The organism is Streptomyces sp. NPDC046915 (assembly GCF_040644935.1).
Taxonomy (GTDB): Bacteria; Actinomycetota; Actinomycetes; order Streptomycetales; family Streptomycetaceae; genus Streptomyces.
The window spans coordinates 1-18,401 of the sequence record NZ_JBEYXB010000005.1 but is presented as its reverse complement, the minus strand read 5'-3'; the positions used below and the strand labels follow the sequence as shown (position 1 = coordinate 18,401).

At 72.4% G+C, this 18,401-nt stretch carries 13 protein-coding genes and 1 pseudogene; 11 read left to right on the top strand and 3 right to left on the bottom strand.

All coding sequences use genetic code 11. The features are described 5' to 3' along the window. Nucleotides 1–65: 65 nt before the first annotated feature. Nucleotides 66–431, bottom strand: coding sequence for a DUF6479 family protein (locus ABZ915_RS14050; protein WP_361801062.1), 366 nt, complete (start codon nt 429–431; stop codon nt 66–68). 151 nt (nt 432–582) lie between these two features. On the opposite strand from ABZ915_RS14050, the gene ABZ915_RS14045 reads away from it, so the two are divergent. Together ABZ915_RS14045 and ABZ915_RS14040 are read left to right on the top strand one after the other, a co-directional pair. Then, entirely contained in the window at nt 583–960 is a 378-nt protein-coding gene (locus tag ABZ915_RS14045) for a four-helix bundle copper-binding protein (protein WP_361801059.1), read from the top strand. A gap of 85 nt (nt 961–1,045) precedes the next feature. After that, nucleotides 1,046–2,224, top strand: coding sequence for an acyl-CoA dehydrogenase family protein (locus tag ABZ915_RS14040; protein ID WP_361801056.1), 1,179 nt, complete (start codon nt 1,046–1,048; stop codon nt 2,222–2,224). Here the strand turns inward: ABZ915_RS14040 and ABZ915_RS14035 are convergent. After that, nucleotides 2,181–5,864, bottom strand: coding sequence for a CHAT domain-containing protein (locus ABZ915_RS14035; protein ID WP_361801053.1), 3,684 nt, complete (start codon nt 5,862–5,864; stop codon nt 2,181–2,183). The genes ABZ915_RS14040 and ABZ915_RS14035 overlap by 44 nt on opposite strands. 3 nt (nt 5,865–5,867) lie before the next feature. Continuing rightward, nucleotides 5,868–6,818, bottom strand: coding sequence for a hypothetical protein (locus ABZ915_RS14030; RefSeq protein ID WP_361801050.1), 951 nt, complete (start codon nt 6,816–6,818; stop codon nt 5,868–5,870). 468 nt (nt 6,819–7,286) lie between these two features. Here ABZ915_RS14030 and ABZ915_RS14025 point away from each other — a divergent pair. From ABZ915_RS14025 to ABZ915_RS13985, 9 genes and pseudogenes are all read left to right on the top strand, one after another. Continuing rightward, a pseudogene (locus ABZ915_RS14025) lies at nt 7,287–7,880 on the top strand (oxygenase MpaB family protein); the annotation flags it as partial. A gap of 188 nt (nt 7,881–8,068) precedes the next feature. Then, nucleotides 8,069–10,270 carry a serine/threonine-protein kinase gene (locus tag ABZ915_RS14020; RefSeq protein WP_361801047.1) on the top strand — a complete coding sequence of 734 codons (2,202 nt, stop codon included), beginning with the start codon at nt 8,069–8,071 and terminating at the stop codon, nt 10,268–10,270. A gap of 54 nt (nt 10,271–10,324) precedes the next feature. Continuing rightward, complete coding sequence (locus ABZ915_RS14015; protein ID WP_361801044.1) at nt 10,325–11,887, top strand: NAD(P)/FAD-dependent oxidoreductase; 1,563 nt, start codon at nt 10,325–10,327, stop codon at nt 11,885–11,887. 93 nt (nt 11,888–11,980) lie between these two features. Then, on the top strand, nt 11,981–13,093 hold the full coding sequence (locus tag ABZ915_RS14010; RefSeq protein WP_361801041.1) for a nitronate monooxygenase family protein: 1,113 nt from the start codon (nt 11,981–11,983) through the stop codon (nt 13,091–13,093). Next, a complete protein-coding gene (locus ABZ915_RS14005; RefSeq protein ID WP_361801038.1) occupies nt 13,090–14,640 on the top strand; it encodes an acyl-CoA synthetase in 1,551 nt (516 codons plus the stop codon). The genes ABZ915_RS14010 and ABZ915_RS14005 overlap by 4 nt, the downstream gene beginning before the upstream one ends. A 53-nt stretch (nt 14,641–14,693) precedes the next feature. Next, nucleotides 14,694–16,190 (top strand): acyl-CoA synthetase, encoded by a 1,497-nt coding sequence (locus ABZ915_RS14000; protein ID WP_361801035.1) that lies wholly within the window; start codon nt 14,694–14,696, stop codon nt 16,188–16,190. Nucleotides 16,191–16,457: 267 nt separating this feature from the next. Then, nucleotides 16,458–16,796 (top strand): antibiotic biosynthesis monooxygenase family protein, encoded by a 339-nt coding sequence (locus ABZ915_RS13995; protein ID WP_361801032.1) that lies wholly within the window; start codon nt 16,458–16,460, stop codon nt 16,794–16,796. After that, entirely contained in the window at nt 16,793–17,680 is an 888-nt protein-coding gene (locus ABZ915_RS13990; protein ID WP_361801029.1) for an NAD(P)-dependent oxidoreductase, read from the top strand. Before ABZ915_RS13995 ends, ABZ915_RS13990 begins: the two co-directional genes overlap by 4 nt. Then, nucleotides 17,677–18,401: amidohydrolase family protein (locus ABZ915_RS13985; protein WP_361801026.1), on the top strand; the 725-nt coding region annotated here is incomplete at its 3' end. The genes ABZ915_RS13990 and ABZ915_RS13985, both read left to right, overlap by 4 nt.

The following is an 18,401-nucleotide window of genomic DNA, read 5'->3' as shown; positions in this document are numbered from 1 at the left end:
GCGCACGAGTGCCCTGCGCCACACCCCGGAAACCCGGGCTCAGGCTACGCGCGGTCGTCCTCGGCTCAGTGGGCGCCCAGTCCGCCGCCGCCGAAGGAGCCGCTCGACCCTCTGCTCCAGCGCGGCCGGTCCTTGGACTCGCTGGGCTTCGTGTCCTGGTTTCTCAGCTCGTAGGGGGTGATGGCGCGACCGCCCTTCGGTACCACGGGCACCTCCTCGGACTCCCGGTTCTCCCGGACCTCGTGCACGGCACCCTCCGGCGGCAGGTGCGGCTGTTCGTCCGGGCGCGGACGCGGCGACTCGTTGTATCTGACGCGTGAGGTCAGCCAGAATCCCCCGGCCAGGATCGCGAGAACGGCGATCGCCACCAGGAAGAGAACCAGACTCATCAGGCCGCTAGCGGCGGCCAGCTGCATCGATGCGGTACTCATACGAGCTGAATACCCCGCCAGAACGGTGCGAACCGGACACTATCCGTAGCGGGCCGTGGACACCGGGCGACGCGGGCGGCAATCGGTCGCGTCCGCCTTCGTCTCCCCGGTCGGCGGGTTTGACAGGTCGGGCCCCGGCTACCCGGTCCGTGTGACACCGACGACGACCACCCAACAGGAGCTGTACCGGTTCCTGGAGGACCGCTTCGCGTGTGCGCAGGCGTGTACGGAGTGCGCGCGGGCGTGCGCGCTGCGCGCGAGCCTCCTGGATCCGGGCGGTACGGACGAGCAGGAGCGGGCGCGGCGGCGGGGCATCATGTGCGCCGAGGTGTGCGACGCGACCTGCCGGGTGCTGTCCGAGTACAACTGCCTGGACGAGAACGGCATCCGTATCCAGCTGGAGCTGTGCCGGACGGTGTGCCTGGAGTGCGCGCACGCCTTCGACGAGCAGCCGGGCGCCGAGGAGAGCGCGGCGGCGTGCCGGGACTGCGCGCGGGCCTGCACGGAGTTCATCGCCACGCTGCGCTGACGCTGTTCCTCGCTTCCCAATTTCTGCAACACGTTCTACCGTGTGCGCCGACAGGACCGACCCGCCATGGGAGCCTGGAGGCGCCGTGCACCTCGACCACACGCCCGAGCAGCAGCGGCTGCGCACCGAACTGCGCGCCTACTTCGCCGACCTGGTACCGGACAACGCCTACGCCCGATACGCCGACCCGGCCGCCCAGAAGCGCTTCTACCGCGAGACGATCCGCCGGCTCGGCACCGACGGCTGGCTCGGCGTGGGCTGGCCGAAGGAGTACGGCGGGCGCGGCATGACCGCCATGGAGCAGTTCATCTTCTTCGACGAGGCCGCGCAGGCCGGCGTCCCGCTGCCGCTGATGGCGCTCAACACGGTCGGCCCGACGATCATGCAGTTCGGCACGGAGGAACAGAAGGCGTACTTCCTGCCCCGCGTCCTCTCCGGCGAGATCGACTTCGCGATCGGCTACAGCGAGCCCGAAGCGGGCACGGACCTGGCCTCCCTGAAGACACGCGCCGTGCGAGAGGGCGACGAGTACGTCGTCGACGGGCAGAAGATCTGGACGACCAACGGCGACACCGCCGACTGGGTGTGGCTCGCCACCCGCACCGACCCCGACGCCCCGCCCCACAAGGGCATCACCATGCTCCTGGTGCCGACCTCCGACCCCGGCTACTCCTGCACCGTCATCAACACCCTCGCCTCGCACGACACCACCGCCAGCTACTACGAGAACATCCGCGTCCCCGTCTCCCGCCGCGTCGGCGCCGAGAACCAGGGCTGGCGGCTGATCACCAACCAGCTCAACCACGAACGCGTCACCCTCGCCGCCCACGGCACCATGGCGATCCGTGCCCTGCACGACGTCCAGCGCTGGGCGATGGAGACCAAGCTCGCCGACGGCCGCCGCGTCGTCGACCTGCCCTGGGTGCGCCGCCTGCTCGCCCGCACGCACACCCGCCTGGACGCCATGAAACTCCTCAACTGGCAGATGGTCACCGCCGTCCAGACGGGCACGCTCACCCCCCAGGACGCCTCCGCGGTCAAGGTCTACGGCTCCGAGGCCCGCCGCGACGCCTACGCCTGGCTCATGGAGATCCTCGCCGCCGCCGGCCCCCTGAAGGAGGGCTCCGCGGGCGCGGTCCTGCACGGCGACCTGGAACGCGGCTACCGCTCGGCGGTGATCTTCACCTTCGGCGGCGGCAACAACGAGATCCAGCGCGAGATCATCTCGTGGATCGGTCTGGGGATGCCCCGGGTACGGCGCTGACAGCGGCGCCCAGGTGGATGAACGCGGCCCAGTAGCGGGGCTCCGCGTAACAGCGTGTCCCGGGCGGGCGGTCCTCGAACAGGGCGGCGGCCCCAGCGAGCCGGGCGCGGTGCGACGGGTCGTCCACCGCGTCCGACAGGTGCCGGCACCACCGGGCGAACTCGGCGGCGGTGGAGTCCCTCAGCCACAGCTGCGCCGACTGGAGGGCCCGCCCGGTGCCATGCCCGAGCTCGGCGTGGAAACGGGTCGCCAGCAGCATCGTCGCCAGGTCGTCCACGTTCCACAGGGAGGCGATGACCTCGCTCGCCCCCGCCTGAAGGAGGCCCGAGGCCAGCCCGATGGCCTCGTCCGCGACGAACGTGTCGGTGGACGCGGTGCCGCAGGCCGAGGCGAAGACCAGGCGGACACCCCGGAAGGCACGCTCCGCCATGATGCGGCGCAGCGTCAGACGGCTCCCCTCCGCGAGCACGAAGGCCGACTCCGTCGGGCGCGCGGCATCGAAGACGCCGTGGCAGGCGAGATGGACGTGGGTGGCTCCGCGCAGGTCCTCCTGGAAGGCCTCCGGGGTGACGTCCGTGCCGTGCCGCACCGTCGCGCGGGACCAGGAGCCCAGCGCGGCCGCGGCGGCCGCCTCGACCGACGCGTAGCGCAGGTCCGCCGTGGGATTGCCGACGGCCGCCAGGACCGGGGGGCCGGGCCGGGGCGCGTGCCGACGGGCGAGCACGGCCGCCGACGGGGTGAAGGAGATCCGGAAGTCGTCCACCAGGCAGCGGCCGTCCGAGACCAGGGCGTGCAGCGGCCACCGGCCGACAGGTCCGCAGGCCACCAGCGTGACCTCCTCGGTCCGCAGCTCCCGCAGCCAGGACGCCAGGGTGTCCGCGAGCCTGTCCAGCAACGCGGTCGGCGCCTCGGCCGTCGCGAGTTCCCGCACGTCGTCCGTGCTCCGGCTCTCCACGTCGAGGCCCCCCTCGCCGTCTCGCCGCACCAGCAGCACATGGGCCGCCCCACCGAACACGTACACATAGACCAGCGGACGGTGCGGGCCGACCGCCGCGGACAGTTCGCCGACGCCGGGCGGCTCGAGGAACCCGGTCACCCCGCTCAGCCGCGCGAGCGCCGCGTCCCGCTCGGTGCGGGCCCGTGCGATCGCCCGTACCAGCGCGAGGTTCAGCCGCTCCACCTCCTGGGCGCCCAGACCGGCGACCGGGACCGACCGTTCGGCACTGCTCAGCGCGGCGAGCCGGTCGGCCGCCGCCCGGAAGGCGGCGAACGCGTCGGGGTCCGCCTGTCGCACCCGGTCGAGCCCCTCACGTTCCTGCCCCAGGGCCTCGCCCAGTTCCCTGGCGCGGGTGCGTTCGAGGAGCAGTACCGCTTCGAGTGTGCGGCCCGCCCGCAGCATGGCGGTGACGATCTCCATCAGGTCGCCGGACACCGCCCGCTGCTCCATGTGACGGCTCTCCCGCAGCAGTGCCTCCTGGTAGAGGCTCTCGTGCAGATCCGCCGCTCGCGCACCGGCCTCGGCCGCGCCGGTCCAGTCCTGGCGTTCGCTCAGCAGCCGTACCTGGAGGATCCAGGCCGTGAAGGCCTCGTTGCGTCGTCCGTGCTCGGTCAGGACCCTGATCGTGTCCTGGAGGGGCATCTGGTCGTCCGCGGGCACCAACTGGGCGAGGTTCAGCCGCGCCATCGCCCAGTCACGGGGGCTGTTCTCGAAACTGAGGACACGCAGGGCGGCGCGGAAGTGCCCGGCCGCGGCGGTGCGCTGCTCGGCCGGCCCCGACTGCATCCGGCTGATGCCGAGCCATGACTGTGTCAGCGCCCATTCCCAGGGCGTGTCCGCCTCGGTGAACACCTGGAGGCAGGACGTCAGATGGGCGATGGCCTGTTCCGGATCCGGCTCGGCCCGCACCTCGAAGTCGCCCAGGGCCACCCCCAGGCCGAACTCGGCGTGCGCCCAGTCCACGGGATGGTCCCGCAGCGTGAAGACCGACAGGGCCGCCATGAACGCGTCGACCGCCAGCCGCTGGGTGACCTCGACGTCCCTGCCCCGCATCATGCTGTACGCCACGCCCAGGGACGTCTGGGTCATGGCCCAGTCCACGGGCATCGTTTCCTTGGGCTGCGCCGCGAGGCAGGCCCGGTAGTGCTCGATGGCGCGCCACAGGTTCGCCTCCCGGCCCCCGGCGAGCCGGCCACGGTACAGATGCGCCAGGTTGTGGTGCATGTTCCCTCGTTCCATGGCGTCCCGGACCGGGTCCATCAGCTCGAGAGCCTGGCGCCCCAAGCCGATGGCCTCCTCGATGTCGGCCTCCGGGTCGCCGTTCGTCCGGTGGGGCAGCAGGAGTGCCAGCGAGCCGGTCACACGTGCCCGCCTTCCGGGATCCACGTCCGGGGGGAGGGCGGCCAGGGCGTCGAGGCACAGGGCGATGGCCCGGTCGACCTGGGCCGACCGGCTTCCCCTGCGGTCGTCCCGCACCATGCGTGCGATGGCGCAGGCGAGATACGGATAGAGGTGGTGCCCCGGTTCCACCTCACTGAGGCACTGCTCGAACAGCGACATCGCCTCGCGCTCGTTGTCCAGAGGATCGCCGGCCCGGCGCCGGCTGTAGGCCATGCCGAGGTTGAACGTCAGCTCCAGCCGGATACGGGACGCGGGGCTGTCGGGCTCGCCCAGCACGGCGCGCAGGACCGTGATGGCTTCGTCCGTCTCGATCTTCTCGTTGGTTTCCGCCTTGAGGATCTCGTCGGCCAGGGCCACGCACAGCATCACCCAGGTGTCCCTTGCCGCTTCGTGCGGATTCTGCCGGATTGCCTCACGGAGCCTGGCCACGCGCTCCTCGCGGTCGGGAAGGTCCGCGAGACCCTGCACCCACTCGAAGAGGTCCAGCCGCTGCGGTGGACCGGGGTCGGCGGGCGCGGGAATGTTCTCGTCGATCCACGCCCACATGTCACGGATGTCCGCCGCCATGCCGATCGCCGTCTGCCGCTCGGGCCCGTCGGGCAGGACACGGCAGCTCTCCTCGGCGAGGGCGAGGGCGCGTGCTGCCATGTCCCGTGAGCCGGCCGGGTTCGTGGGCAGCAGATCGACGAGTGCGGCCGCCAGCCCCAGCTGACGCCAGGCGGTGTCCGTGGCGTCCGACTCCACCAGCAGACGCTCCAGGGCGGTGACACGCAGCTGTCGCAGGGCGACGGGCTTGTCATCCGTGTGCCGCTCGATGAGCGCACTCACCCACAGGCATATCCCGAGGGCGGTCGCCCCGGGTGGCGGGGCGTCCACGAGGCCCCACATCGTACGAACCGCCGTGAGCAGGTCCTGGGCGTCCTGGCTGCGCCGGTACCGGCGTTCCTGAGCCTGGGCCAGGTTGTACTGGCACATGGCCTGTCGGTCGGGGGGTACGGCCCCCGAGAGTCGTACCGCGCTCTCCAGACATGTGAGCGCGCCCACGAGATCGTCGATCCGGGCATCCGTCTCGTATCTCTGCAGACGGGCCGTGCCCAGCGCGATGAGCGAGTTCCACCGGGCGAAGGCCGGGAGGGTGTCGTGGCCGGGATGCGCCATGACGGACTCCCAGGCCTCGATGGCGGGGCTGGGATCGGTCTCCTGGGTCAGCAGAAGCGCTCGCTGGTAGAGCTCGTTCAGCATGGGTCAGCCGCTTTCGGGTGGAGCGAAGGCCGGGTCGGCCCGGCGGGATCCGGCCGTGAGGTACGCGGTGAGGCGCTGGCCCGCGAGGTGCTCGGCGAGCGGGTTCTCCGGCAGCGGATGGCGCAGGGCGGTGTACAACTGGCGCCGGTACAGGTCGAAGCAGGACTCGACGAGTTCCGCGTACTGGCCGGCGGCGGAGAGCAGGAAGCCGCGGTAGGCCGTCGCGGCGACCACCAGGGACAGCGGGATCGCCCAGAGGGACCACACCGACCACACCGCGGACGCCACGGCGCACACCCACACCTGGACGCTCAGGTACAGGGACCGGCGGGCGGCGACGATCTCGTTCCTGGCGGTGTCCGGCAGCAGCAGCCACAGCCGGGGCCAGCAGATCACGGGGTCCAGGCCGTAGTGTGCGCGCACCCGGTCCTCCGAGGCGCGCAGCAGGTTGCCCAGCCGGGTCGGCATCCTGCGGGCGGGATCCAGCGGAGCCGACCGCATCGCGCGGACCAGCCGCCCCCGCACCGCGAGTTCGCCGGCGTCCAGGTCGGCGGCCGGCCGGGCGGCCAGCACACGCAGGCGCCCGATGTCCCGATCGGCCCTTCGGCTCAGCCGCTCACGCATCAGGCGGCCCGGGCCGCGCGAGGTTCCGTAGCCCTCCAGCAGACGTACGGCCAGCCGGGAGAGGAACTGGAGCAGCAGACCGGACAGCGTGAGCAGCAGCAGCGACGCCACCACGGCGAGGCCCTGCACCAGGGCGGGCAGGCCGGTCAGCCCCTCGGTCCACGCGGCGGCGGCCCCCGCCCAGCCCTTGTCGCGGACCGTGGCCCGCCCCGGGCCGTGCAGCCAGGCGAGCGCCCCCGCGAACCAGAAGAGGCAGGCGGGCGAGAACAACGCGGTCAGCCAGCGTTCGGCGAGCTTCCCCCCGAGCCCCTTCCAGAAGTCACCCAGCATGAGGCCGCCAGCCGGCCGTGCGGAACTCCAGGACCGTGTGGCACCGCGGACAGTGGTCCGGAGGGGGCACCGGGTCGCCCACGTCCAGCAGCGGCCACGCGAAATCACCCCCTGGGCACACGAGCCGGTCGAAGTCGGCGAAGGCGTCACCCGCGAGCCCCTCGAACCCTCCGGGGCCGGCCCGCACGCCCTGGGTGCGCTCCGGTTCGTCCGCGGGCTCAGAAGGCTCAGACCGGTCAGAAGGCTTCAACGACAGTTCCCCCGTTCCGTCGCTCACGTCCCCCTCACGACACTCCCCACTCCGGGGCCGGTCCAGCCATAAAATCCGAACACTCCCGCTTTGGATCGAACTTGACCGACAAGGCTCAAATTTGATCGTCAAGGGTCCTGTGCCATCGTGGTCTCACCGAGGCTGCCGGAGGTTGATCCGTGAGTACAGCCGACCCGGGACTGTTCGGCCCCGACTTCCGGCGGGACGCGATGCTGAAGGCGTCCGATCCGGAGACGGGGGAGCGGTACCCCGTCGACGGACCCGGGCTGCTGCTCCGGGTGCACTGTGCGGAGATCGACTCCTGTCTGCACGTGCTGCGGCGCTCCGGCTTCCCCCTCACCGACGCGCAGGCCGACCGTTACATGGCCGAGCACCGGGTCGGCGCCCGCCTCGTGGGCCTCGACCCCGCGGCCGTACCCGGCGACAGCGCCGGGATGGCCGCCTGCTTCGAGACGGTGCGGCCACGGCTCGCCGCGGGAGCCGAGGCACGCGCGGTGGACGAGTTCCTGCTCCGGCCGCCGACGCACCCCCTGCTGGTCCCGGTGCGCGAGCTGCTGTGGCGGAGGGTGGCGCATCTGGCGTACGCCTCCCTGCCGCCGTACGCCCACGAGCTGTACGGCAGACCGGCCCCCGCACCCGCCGCCGTCACCCGGCGGCTGCGCGCCACCGGCACCCTGCTGCGCGGGATTCCCGCACGTCTGCGCTGGCAACTGCCCCCCAAACACATCCTGCGTGCCATGGCGAGGCCCGGACCGGGCGCGCGCCCGGCACCGTACAAAGTCCGGCTATAGGCCGCCATACTGGACCAGGGCCTGTCCGGCAATTCCCGCCTGCCGCGCTTCGGGCGGACGGCGGGAATTGCCGGACAGGCCCTGGCAGGGGGGTGTGTCACAGATCGGGCCGGCTGCGCGCGGCCGCATCTCGACGCCCTCTCCTGGGGGAGGCGCGGGGCGAACAGCGACGGGGGCGACGGCGCGCGATGGCGGACTCCAGGCTGATCCAGGGCCGGTACCGGCTGCTGGACGTGATCGGGCGGGGCGGGATGGGCGAGGTCTGGCGTGCCCGGGACGAGTCCCTCGGCCGCCAGGTCGCCGTGAAATGCCTGAAACCGCTCGGCCCGCAACACGACCACGCCTTCACCCGTGTCCTCAGGGAGCGGTTCCGCCGTGAGGCCCGGGTGGCCGCCGCGCTCTCGCACCGCGGGGTGACCGTCGTCCACGACTTCGGCGAGTCCGAAGGCATCCTGTACCTGGTGATGGAACTGCTCCAGGGCCGCAACCTCAGCCAGCTCCTGGAGGACAACAAGCACCATCCGCTGCCCGTCGCCGACGTCGTCGACATCGCCGAGCAGGTCGCCGCCGCCCTCGCCTACACCCACCAGCAGGGCATCGTGCACCGGGACCTGAAACCGGCGAACATCGTGCGGCTGACCGACGGCACGGTGAAGATCTGCGACTTCGGCATCGCCCGTCTGGGCCACGACATCGGCTTCACCTCCCGGCTGACCGGCACCGGCGTCGCCATGGGCACCCCGCACTACATGTCCCCGGAGCAGATCGGCGGCGACGAGGTCGACCAGCGCAGCGACCTGTACTCGCTGGGCTGCGTGCTGTACGAGATCGCCACCGGGGCGCCGCCGTTCGACCTGGAGGACGCCTGGGCCATCCTGATCGGCCACCGGGACACCCCGCCCCGGCCGCCGCGCGGCCACCGTGCCGAACTGCCCGCCTACCTCGAGCGGATCATCCTGGACCTGCTGGCCAAGCGCCCCGAGCAACGGCCGGACGACGCCAGGGAGCTGGGCCGGCGGATAGCGGTCGGCCGGTCGGCGCCCGGATACGTGCCGACCGTGGTCACCGCACGCCCGCAGACCTCCGAACCCCGTCTGCCGTCCTGGACCCGGGGAATGACCACCGGGCACAAGGCGACCGGCACCGGCCTGCCCGGCCCGGCCCCGGACCCCGGAGCCGGGCTCACCGGTGAGTGGATCGCCCGCCCGGTCACCGTCCTCCCGCAGATTCCGGCCCTCCCGCCCCCTCAGGCCGTGACCGCGCTCGACGGACGGCACCACGCGGCCCTCGGCCTGGGCCGGCTCGGCCGGTGGGACGAGGCGGGCGACCTGCACCGGGCCGTCGCCGCCGAACGCGCGCGGCTGCTCGGCCCGGACCACCCCGACACCCTGGCCAGCCGGTACGAGCTCGGCTTCACCCTCAGCCGCGCCGGCCGCCCCGCCGACGCGCTGCGCGAGTACACGGAGGTCGCCCGGGCGAGAGCGCGCGTGCTGGGCGCCGGCCATCCCGACACCCTCGCCGCCCGGCAGGAGACGGCCTACGTACTGGGCCAGTTGGGCCGCCACTTCGACGCCCACCAGACGTACACCTCCGTGCTGGCCGCCCGGGAGCGCACGATGGGCGCCGATCATCCCGACACCCTGCGCTGCCGCCACAACCTCGCCTTCAACCTCAGCCGCCTCGGCCGGCTCGACGACTCCCACCGCATGGCCTGCGAAGTGGCCGCCGCCCGCGCCCGGGTACTTGGCCTACGCCACCCCGACACCCTGGTCACGCGGTACGAAGTGGCTTACGCACTCGGTCAGTTGGGCCGCTGGGCCGAGGCCCTGCGAACCTACCGCGAGGTCGCCGAGGCACGGTCGGCGGTCCTCGGCCCCGACCATGCCGACACCCTCGCCGCCCGCTACGAGGTCGGTATCAGTCTGGGCCGCCTCGGCCGCAGCGCCGAGGCGCTCCGGCTCTACCGCGACCTGATCGACGACCGCACCCGCGTCCACGGCGCCGGCCACCCCGAGACCCTGCGCGCCCGCCACGGCCTCGGCGTCAACCTCGGCCGCCTCGACCGCTGGGAGGAGGCCCTCGCAGAGTCCCGCGACGTGTGCGCCCTGCGCGAGCGGGTGCTCGGGCCCGACCACCCCGACACCCTGGTCAGCCGCCGGGAGGTCGCCGTCGGCCTGGGCTGGCTGGGCCGCTGGCCGGACGCGCTGGCCGAGTACCACCGCGTCGCCGCCGCCCGCGAACGAGTCCTGGGCGCCGACCACCCCGACACGCTCGCCAGCCGCAACGACGAGGCCCACTGCCTGGAACAACTCGGCCGAGGAGCGGAAGCCGTCGAGCTGTACCGCCGGGTGGCGGTACTGCGGCAGCAGCGGGCGTCCGGCGGACGCTGAGCCGGCACCGGCACGCCTCTGGCCCTTGTAGATCATCACGTGTTACGAAGAACCATGCCCCCACGCGAGCCATCCCGGACCTACGACGCCGTCATCGTCGGCGGCGGCCACAACGGCCTCGTCGCCGCCGCCTATCTGGCCCGGGCCGGCCGGTCCGTGCTGGTGCTCGAACGGCTGGACCACACCGGCGGCGCCGCCGTCTCCACCCGCCCGTTCGCCGGGGTCGACGCCCGCCTGTCGCGCTACTCGTACCTGGTCAGCCTGCTGCCCCGGAAGATCGTCCGCGACCTCGGCCTGAACTTCCGCGTCCGAGGGCGCACCATCTCCTCGTACACCCCCGTCGAGCGGGCCGGGCGCCCCGCCGGGCTGCTGGTCGGCGGCGGCGAGCGGCGCACCCGGGAGGCCTTCGCCCGGCTGACCGGCGGCACCCGTGAGTACGAGGCGTGGCAGCGCTTCTACGGCATGACCGGCCGCGTCGCCCAGCGGGTCTTCCCGACGCTCACCGAACCGCTGCCCACGCGGGAGGAACTGCGCCGCCGCGTCGACGACGAGGCCGCGTGGCGGGCCCTGTTCGAGGAACCGATCGGCGTGGCGATCGAGGAGAACTTCGACGACGACCTCGTGCGGGGCGTGGTGCTCACCGACGCCCTCATCGGCACCTTCGCCGACGCCCACGACGCCTCCCTGGCGCAGAACCGCTGCTTCCTCTACCACGTCATCGGCGGCGGCACCGGCACCTGGGACGTGCCGGTCGGCGGCATGGGCGCCCTGACCGACGCCCTGGCCACCGCCGCGCGCGAGGCGGGCGCGGTGTTCGCCACGGGGCACGAGGCGGTACGGATCGACACCGACGGGCGGTCCGCCGAGGTCACCTACCGCACCGCCGACGCCGAGGGCACCGTCACGGCCGCCCACGTCCTCGTGGGCGCCTCCCCGCAGGAACTGGCGGCCCTGACCGGCGATCCCGCCCCGGCACCCGCCGAGGGCGCCCAGCTCAAGGTGAACATGCTGCTCAAGCGGCTGCCGAGGCTGCGGGACACCGACGTCGACCCGCGCGAGGCCTTCGCGGGCACCTTCCACATCGCCGAGGGCTACGAGCAACTGGCCACCGCCCACGCCCAGGCCTCGTCCGGCGAGCTGCCCGCCGCGCCGCCCTCGGAGATCTACTGCCACTCCCTCACCGACCCCTCCATCCTCGGCCCCGAGCCGGCCGACCGCGGCTACCAGACCCTCACCCTGTTCGGCCTCCACACCCCCGCCCGGCTCTTCACCCGGGACAACGACGCCGTCCGCGACGAGCTGCTGAAGTCGACCCTGGCCCAGCTCGACGCCCACCTCGCCGAACCCCTCGCCGACTGCCTGGCCGTCGACGCGGACGGCCGGCCCTGCATCGAGGCGAAGACGCCGCTGGACCTGGAACACGATCTGCGCCTGCCCGGCGGCAACATCTTCCACCGCGCCCTGACCTGGCCGTACGCCCAGGAGGACACCGGCCGCTGGGGCGTGGAGACGCGGCACGCCAACGTCCTGCTGTGCGGGGCGGGCGCGGTGCGCGGGGGAGGGGTGAGCGGGGTGCCCGGGCACAACGCGGCGATGGCGGTGCTGGAGCGCGACTGACGAGCGCCCGGGGCGGCCGGGGCTCACGGAAAATCTGACGGAGTATCAGAAAGGGCCTTCCGTCCTCCGGGGGACTGCGGCATCCTGCGCCCCATGCAGACGGAGCTGAGCAAGAAACTGGGAGTCGAGCACGCCGTCTTCGGCTTCACGCCGTTCCCCGCCGTCGCCGCGGCCATCAGCCGGGCCGGCGGTTTCGGTGTGCTCGGCGCGGTCCGCTACACCGCCCCCGACGACCTCAAGCGCGACCTGGACTGGATCGAGGCGCACATCGAGGGCAGGCCCTACGGGCTGGACGTCGTCATGCCCGCCAAGAAGGTCGAGGGCGTGACCGAGGCGGACGTCGAGGCGATGATCCCCGAGGGGCACCGGCGGTTCGTCACGGACACCCTCGCCAAGTACGGCGTGCCCGAACTCGCCGAGGGCGAGGCGTCGGGCTGGCGGATCACCGGCTGGATGGAGCAGGTCGCCCGGACCCAGCTCGACGTCGCCTTCGACTACCCGATCAAGCTGCTCGCCAACGCCCTCGGCTCGCCGCCCGCCGACGTCGTCGCCCGCGCCCACGAACAGGACGTGCTGGTCGCCGCGCTCGCGGGCAGCGCCCGGCACGCCCGCAAGCACCAGGACGCGGGGATCGACATCGTCGTGGCGCAGGGCTACGAGGCGGGCGGCCACACCGGGGAGATCGCCTCCATGGTGCTGACCCCCGAGGTGGTCGAGGCCGTCGCCCCGCTGCCCGTGCTGGCCGCGGGCGGCATCGGCAGCGGCCGGCAGGTGGCGGCCGCGCTGACACTCGGCGCGCAGGGCGTGTGGCTGGGCTCCCTGTGGCTGACCACCACGGAGGCCGACCTGCACTCGCCCGCGCTGACCCGCAAGCTCCTCGCCGCGGGGTCCGGCGACACCGTCCGCTCCCGGGCGCTGACCGGGAAGCCCGCACGCCAGCTCCGTACCGAATGGACCGACGCCTGGGACGACCCGGCCGGCCCCGGCACGCTGCCCATGCCGTTGCAGGGCCTGCTGGTCGCCGAGGCGGTCTCCCGCATCCAGAAGTACGAGGTCGACCCGCTGCTCGGCACGCCCGTCGGCCAGATCGTCGGCCGGATGAACAGCGAACGCAGTGTGCGGGCCGTCTTCGACGACCTCACCCGCGGCTTCGAGGAGGCCGTCGACCGTCTGAACCGCATCGCCGGAAGGAGCGGCCAGTCGTGAGCACACCCCCCACGGGCTTCTGGGCCCAGGCCACCGCCGACCCCGACCGCACGGTCCTCGTCGCCCCCGACGGTGAGGAGTGGACCGCCGGACGGCTGCACGCCGACGCCAACCGGCTCGTCCACGGCCTGCGCGCCGCCGGCCTGGAACGCGGCGACGCCTTCGCGGTCGTCCTGCCCAACGGCGTCGAGTTCTTCACCGCCTACCTGGCCGCCACCCAGGCCGGCTTCTACCTCGTCCCCGTCAACCACCACCTCGTCGGACCCGAGATCGCCTGGATCGTGTCCGACTCCGGCGCGAAGGTGCTCCTCGCCCACGAGAGGTTCGAGGCCGCCGCCCGCCATGCCGCCGACGAGGCGGGCCTGCCCGCCGGCCACCGGTACGCGGTCGGCGAGGTGGAGGGCTTCCGGCCGTACGCCGAACTCCTCGACGGACAACCGGACTCGGCCCCCGCGGACCGGGAACTCGGCTGGGTCATGAACTACACCTCGGGCACCACCGGCCGCCCCCGCGGCATCCGCCGCCCGCTGCCCGGCAGACTCCCCGAGGAGGCCTACCTCGGCGGATTTCTCGGCATCTTCGGCATCAAGCCGTTCGGCGGCAACGTGCACCTCGTCTGCTCGCCGCTCTACCACACGGCCGTCCTCCAGTTCGCGGGCGCGTCCCTGCACATCGGCCACCGTCTGGTCCTGATGGACAAGTGGACACCCGAGGAGATGCTCCGCCTCATCGACACGCACCGCTGCACCCACACCCATATGGTCCCCACCCAGTTCCACCGCCTGCTCGCCCTCCCCGGGGACGTACGCGCCCGGTACGACGTCTCCGCCATGCGCCACGCCATCCACGGCGCCGCCCCCTGCCCCGACCATGTCAAACGGGCCATGATCGACTGGTGGGGCCACAGCGTGGAGGAGTACTACGCGGCGAGCGAGGGCGGCGGCGCCTTCGCCACCGCCGAGGACTGGCTGAAGAAGCCCGGCACCGTCGGCAAGGCCTGGCCGATCAGCGAACTGGCCGTCTTCGACGACGACGGCAACCGCCTCCCGCCCGGTGAACTCGGCACGGTGTACATGAAGATGAGCACCGGCGGCTTCGCGTACCACAAGGACGAGGCCAAGACCCGCAAGAACCGCATCGGCGACTTCTTCACCGTCGGCGACCTCGGTTACCTCGACGAGGACGGCTACCTCTTCCTCCGCGACCGCAAGATCGACATGATCATCTCCGGTGGCGTGAACATCTATCCCGCCGAGATCGAGTCCGTGCTGCTCGCCCACCCCGCCGTCGCCGACGCCGCCGCCTTCGGGATCCCGCACGACGACTGGGGAGAGGAGGTCAAGGCCGTCGTCGAACCCGCCCCCGGCCACGAGCCCGGACCCGCCCTCGCCGCCGCCCTGCTCGACCACTGCGCCGGGCAACTCGCAGGCTACAAGCGGCCCAAGAGTGTCGACTTCATCGCCGAGATGCCCCGCGATCCCAACGGCAAGCTGTACAAGCGACGGCTGCGCGACCCCTACTGGGAGGGCCGCACACGACCCGTGTGATGCGTCCCCGAAGTCCTTGACCTCGCCCACGAGCGGCCCGAAGATCATGTGACATGACGCAGGCACAGGGCAGCACAGTCGACGGGGTGCTGCGGCGCAGTGCCCGCCGCACCCCGGCACGGGTCGCGGTGGAGTACGGCGAGCGGACGTGGACGTACGCGGAGCTCGACGACGCCGTCTCCCGCGCGGCGGGCGTACTCCTCGGCGCGGGCCTCGCCCCGGGCGACCGGGTCGGCTCCTACGGCCACAACTCCGACGCCTACCTGATCGCCTTCCTCGCCTGTGCCCGCGCGGGACTCGTCCACGTGCCGGTCAACCAGAACCTGACCGGCGACGACCTCGCGTACATCGTCGGCCAGTCGGGCAGCGGCCTGGTGCTCGCCGATCCGGACATCGCCGGACAACTCCCGGACGGGGTACGGGTGATGCCGCTGCGGGACGCCGAGGACTCGCTGCTCGCGCGGCTGGCGGACACACCGCCGTACGACGGCCCCGAACCGCGTACCGAGGACCTGGCGCAGCTGCTGTACACCTCGGGCACCACAGCCCTGCCCAAGGGCGCCATGATGACCCACCGGTCGCTGGTGCACGAGTACCTCAGCGCGATCGCGGCCCTGGACCTGAGCGCCGGCGACCGGCCGGCGCACGCACTGCCGCTGTACCACTCCGCCCAGATGCACGTCTTCCTGCTGCCCTACCTCGCCGTCGGCGCGACCAACATCATTCTCGACGCGCCGGACGGTGACCGCCTGTTCGACCTCATCGAAACGGACCGCGTGGACAGCCTGTTCGCGCCGCCCACCGTGTGGATCGGCCTGGCGAACCGGCCGGACTTCGCCGACCGCGAGCTGGGCGGCCTGCGCAAGGCGTACTACGGGGCGTCGGTCATGCCGGTGCCCGTCCTGGAGCGGCTGCGTGAACGGCTGCCGAAACTGGCCCTCTACAACTGCTTCGGGCAGAGCGAGATCGGCCCCCTGGCCACCGTCCTCGCCCCCGACGAGCACAAGGGCAGGCTCGACTCCTGCGGCCGCACCGTGCTGTTCGTGGACGCCCGCGTCGTCGACGAGGACGGTGAGGACGTGCCCGACGGCACCCCCGGTGAAATCGTCTACCGCTCCCCGCAGTTGTGCGAGGGCTACTGGGACAAGCCGGAGGAGACGGCCGAGGCCTTCCGTGACGGCTGGTTCCACTCCGGCGACCTCGCGGTGCGGGACGCGCACGGCTACTTCACGATCGTCGACCGGGTCAAGGACGTCATCAACTCCGGTGGCGTACTGGTCGCCTCCCGGCAGGTCGAGGACGCCCTGTACACGCACGAGGCCGTCGCCGAGGCCGCCGTGATCGGTCTGCCCGACGAGCGGTGGGTCGAGGCCGTCACGGCGGTCGTCGTCCCGCGCGGCGAGGTCACCGAGGACGAACTCATCGCCCACGCGCGCGAGAAGCTCTCCTCCTTCAAGGCACCCAAGCGGGTGCTGTTCGTGGACGGACTCCCGCGCAACGCCAGCGGCAAGATCCTCAAGCGCGAGCTGCGGGACCGGTTCGGCGGCTGACCCCGCCCCACCCGCGGTCCTGAACATCGCCCGATCGAGCGTCACCCGAGGGCCGATTCACGAAGGGCGGCGGTGCCCCGTCCGGGTGAGGTGATCCGCGTCCGGCGGCCGGGCGACGGTATGTCCCGTCACCCACCCGAACGGGCTAACCACGGAGCGTGAACCCCTTGTGCCCGCTGGCCCGTCCCCCATTCGGAGTTGCGTCCGTACGGCGGCCATGAGTCGGTGGGATGCGTGTCCTGCCGGATCTCACCACCAGGAGGAGACATGGGCACCGAGCGGAAGGGTCAATCGGCCGACAGGCTGGGCGTCGTCTTCACGGTCCGTGTGATCGAGGGCGGCGAGCAAGGGTTCCTGGATCTGTACGACCGGATCCGGAAATCCGTGTCCCGCACCCCCGGCCACATCGTCGAGAGACTGGGCGAACCCGTGGACGACTCGCGGCAGTGGGTGATCACCAGCGAGTGGGAGACGGCCGAGCACTTCTTCGCCTGGCAGCAGAGCGAGGAGCACCGCGCGCTGGTGGCTCCGCTGCGCCAGTGGGTCGACTCGACGCAGTCGCTGCGGTTCAGGGTCGTCAAGGAGACCCTGGGGGTGTCGTCATGAAGCGGACGACCAACGAACCCGTCGCCGTGCTCGGACTCGGGACGATGGGCGCCGGCCTGGCCGCCCGCCTTCTGGACCAGGGGGTACCGGTCCGGGTCTGGAACCGCACCGCGGACCGGTCCGAACCGCTCGCCGAGGCGGGCGCCTTCGTGGCACCCCACCCCGCCGACGCCGTCGCCGGGACCAGGGCCGCCATCTGCGCCGTCGCCGACGGCGAAGCCCTGGGCGCCGTGCTGCGCGGACCGGACGGCGTGCTGGCCCGGGGCGCCTACCCCGGCGTCCTGATCTGCGCCAGCACCGTCGCGCCCGAAGAGGTCGTCCAGATCGCCGGGGACGTCTCGTCGGTCCTGGACGTGGGCATGCTCGGCAACCGCGACCACGCCCGCGACGGCGAGCTGCGGCTGTTCGTCGGCGGCGAGGAGCAGGCGCTCGAGGCCTGCCGGCCGTTGCTGCGGATGCTGGCCAAGGAGGTCGTCCATCTGGGCGTACTCGGTTCCGGCATGCGGATGAAACTGCTCCTCAACCTGCTGATGGGCATAGAGGTGCAGGCCCTGGCGGAGGCCAGCGAACTGGCCGCCGCCTGCGGACTCGACCGGCAGCTGGTCCTCAAGACGATCGCGGGCAGCGGCTTCGCCTCGCCGGTCATGGCGTTCAAGTCGCGGCGCCTGGTCTCCGGCCGCTTCGAAGAGCCGGACTTCCGGCTGCGGCTGATGGCCAAAGACCTCATGCTCGCTTCCAAGCAGGCAGCGGCGGCCGGCCTGAGTCTGCCGCTGGCGACCGCCGCGGCGGAGACCCACGCCCGCGCCACCGGGCAAGGGCTGGGCGACCAGGACTGCGCCGCGGTCACCCGCGTACTCACACCGAGAACGGGAAGCGACACGTGATCATCGACATCCACGGGCATCTGTCCCCACCGGAGGCGGCCGAACGCTTCCCCATGCCCCCGAGCCTGACCGACGTCGACGGCATGCTCGCCGCTCGCGCCGAGGCCGGAATCGACCTCACCATCATCGGCAGCCCCGTCGGGGCCGGCGCGATGGCGCGGGTCCCGGGCGTCGACAACTACGCGCAACCACGCGACCGGCTGCGCGGCTTCCACGCCTGGATGTCGGGCCTGATCGGCAGGTTCCCGGACCAGTTGCGCGGCTACGTGTACGCCAACCCGTTCGGCGACGACGATCACCTCGAAGGGGTGCGGGAGACCCTGGCGGATCCCGCCTTCGTCGGTCTGATCACCACGTCCAGCGTCCACGGGGAGCTCCTCGGCTCCCCGCGGGCCGACTCCTTCTTCGCGCTGGCCGCGGAGGCGGCGGTGCCGGTCCTGGTGCACGCACCGGCCGAACCGGTCGGCACCGAACGGGTCGACGAGATCGGCTTCGTGGAGCAGATCGGCCGGTTCGGCGACATCACCGTGGGCATGGCCATGATCGCGTTCGCGGGATGGCTGGACAAGTACCCCGGTCTCCGGCTGATCGGCGCCACCGGCGGCGGCGCGATGGCGCTGCTGCCGGAGCGCCTGCGGACGGCGGCGCGCCCCCGGCACTGGGCCGGGGGCCCCCCCCCCCCCCCCCCGGCCGGGGCGGGCGCCCCCCCCGCCGCGGCGGC

Bases quoted from the DNA above. Each gene is read 5' to 3' on its own strand.
- ABZ915_RS14020 (WP_361801047.1), top strand. From the start codon at position 8,069: ATGGCGGACTCCAGGCTGATCCAGGGCCGGTACCGGCTGCTGGACGTG.
- ABZ915_RS14000 (WP_361801035.1), top strand. From the start codon at position 14,694: ATGACGCAGGCACAGGGCAGCACAGTCGACGGGGTGCTGCGGCGCAGT.
- ABZ915_RS13990 (WP_361801029.1), top strand. From the start codon at position 16,793: ATGAAGCGGACGACCAACGAACCCGTCGCCGTGCTCGGACTCGGGACG.
- ABZ915_RS14010 (WP_361801041.1), top strand. From the start codon at position 11,981: ATGCAGACGGAGCTGAGCAAGAAACTGGGAGTCGAGCACGCCGTCTTC.
- ABZ915_RS13995 (WP_361801032.1), top strand. From the start codon at position 16,458: ATGGGCACCGAGCGGAAGGGTCAATCGGCCGACAGGCTGGGCGTCGTC.
- ABZ915_RS14015 (WP_361801044.1), top strand. From the start codon at position 10,325: ATGCCCCCACGCGAGCCATCCCGGACCTACGACGCCGTCATCGTCGGC.
- ABZ915_RS14050 (WP_361801062.1), bottom strand. From the start codon at position 431: ATGAGTACCGCATCGATGCAGCTGGCCGCCGCTAGCGGCCTGATGAGT.
- ABZ915_RS14030 (WP_361801050.1), bottom strand. From the start codon at position 6,818: ATGCTGGGTGACTTCTGGAAGGGGCTCGGGGGGAAGCTCGCCGAACGC.
- ABZ915_RS14035 (WP_361801053.1), bottom strand. From the start codon at position 5,864: ATGCTGAACGAGCTCTACCAGCGAGCGCTTCTGCTGACCCAGGAGACC.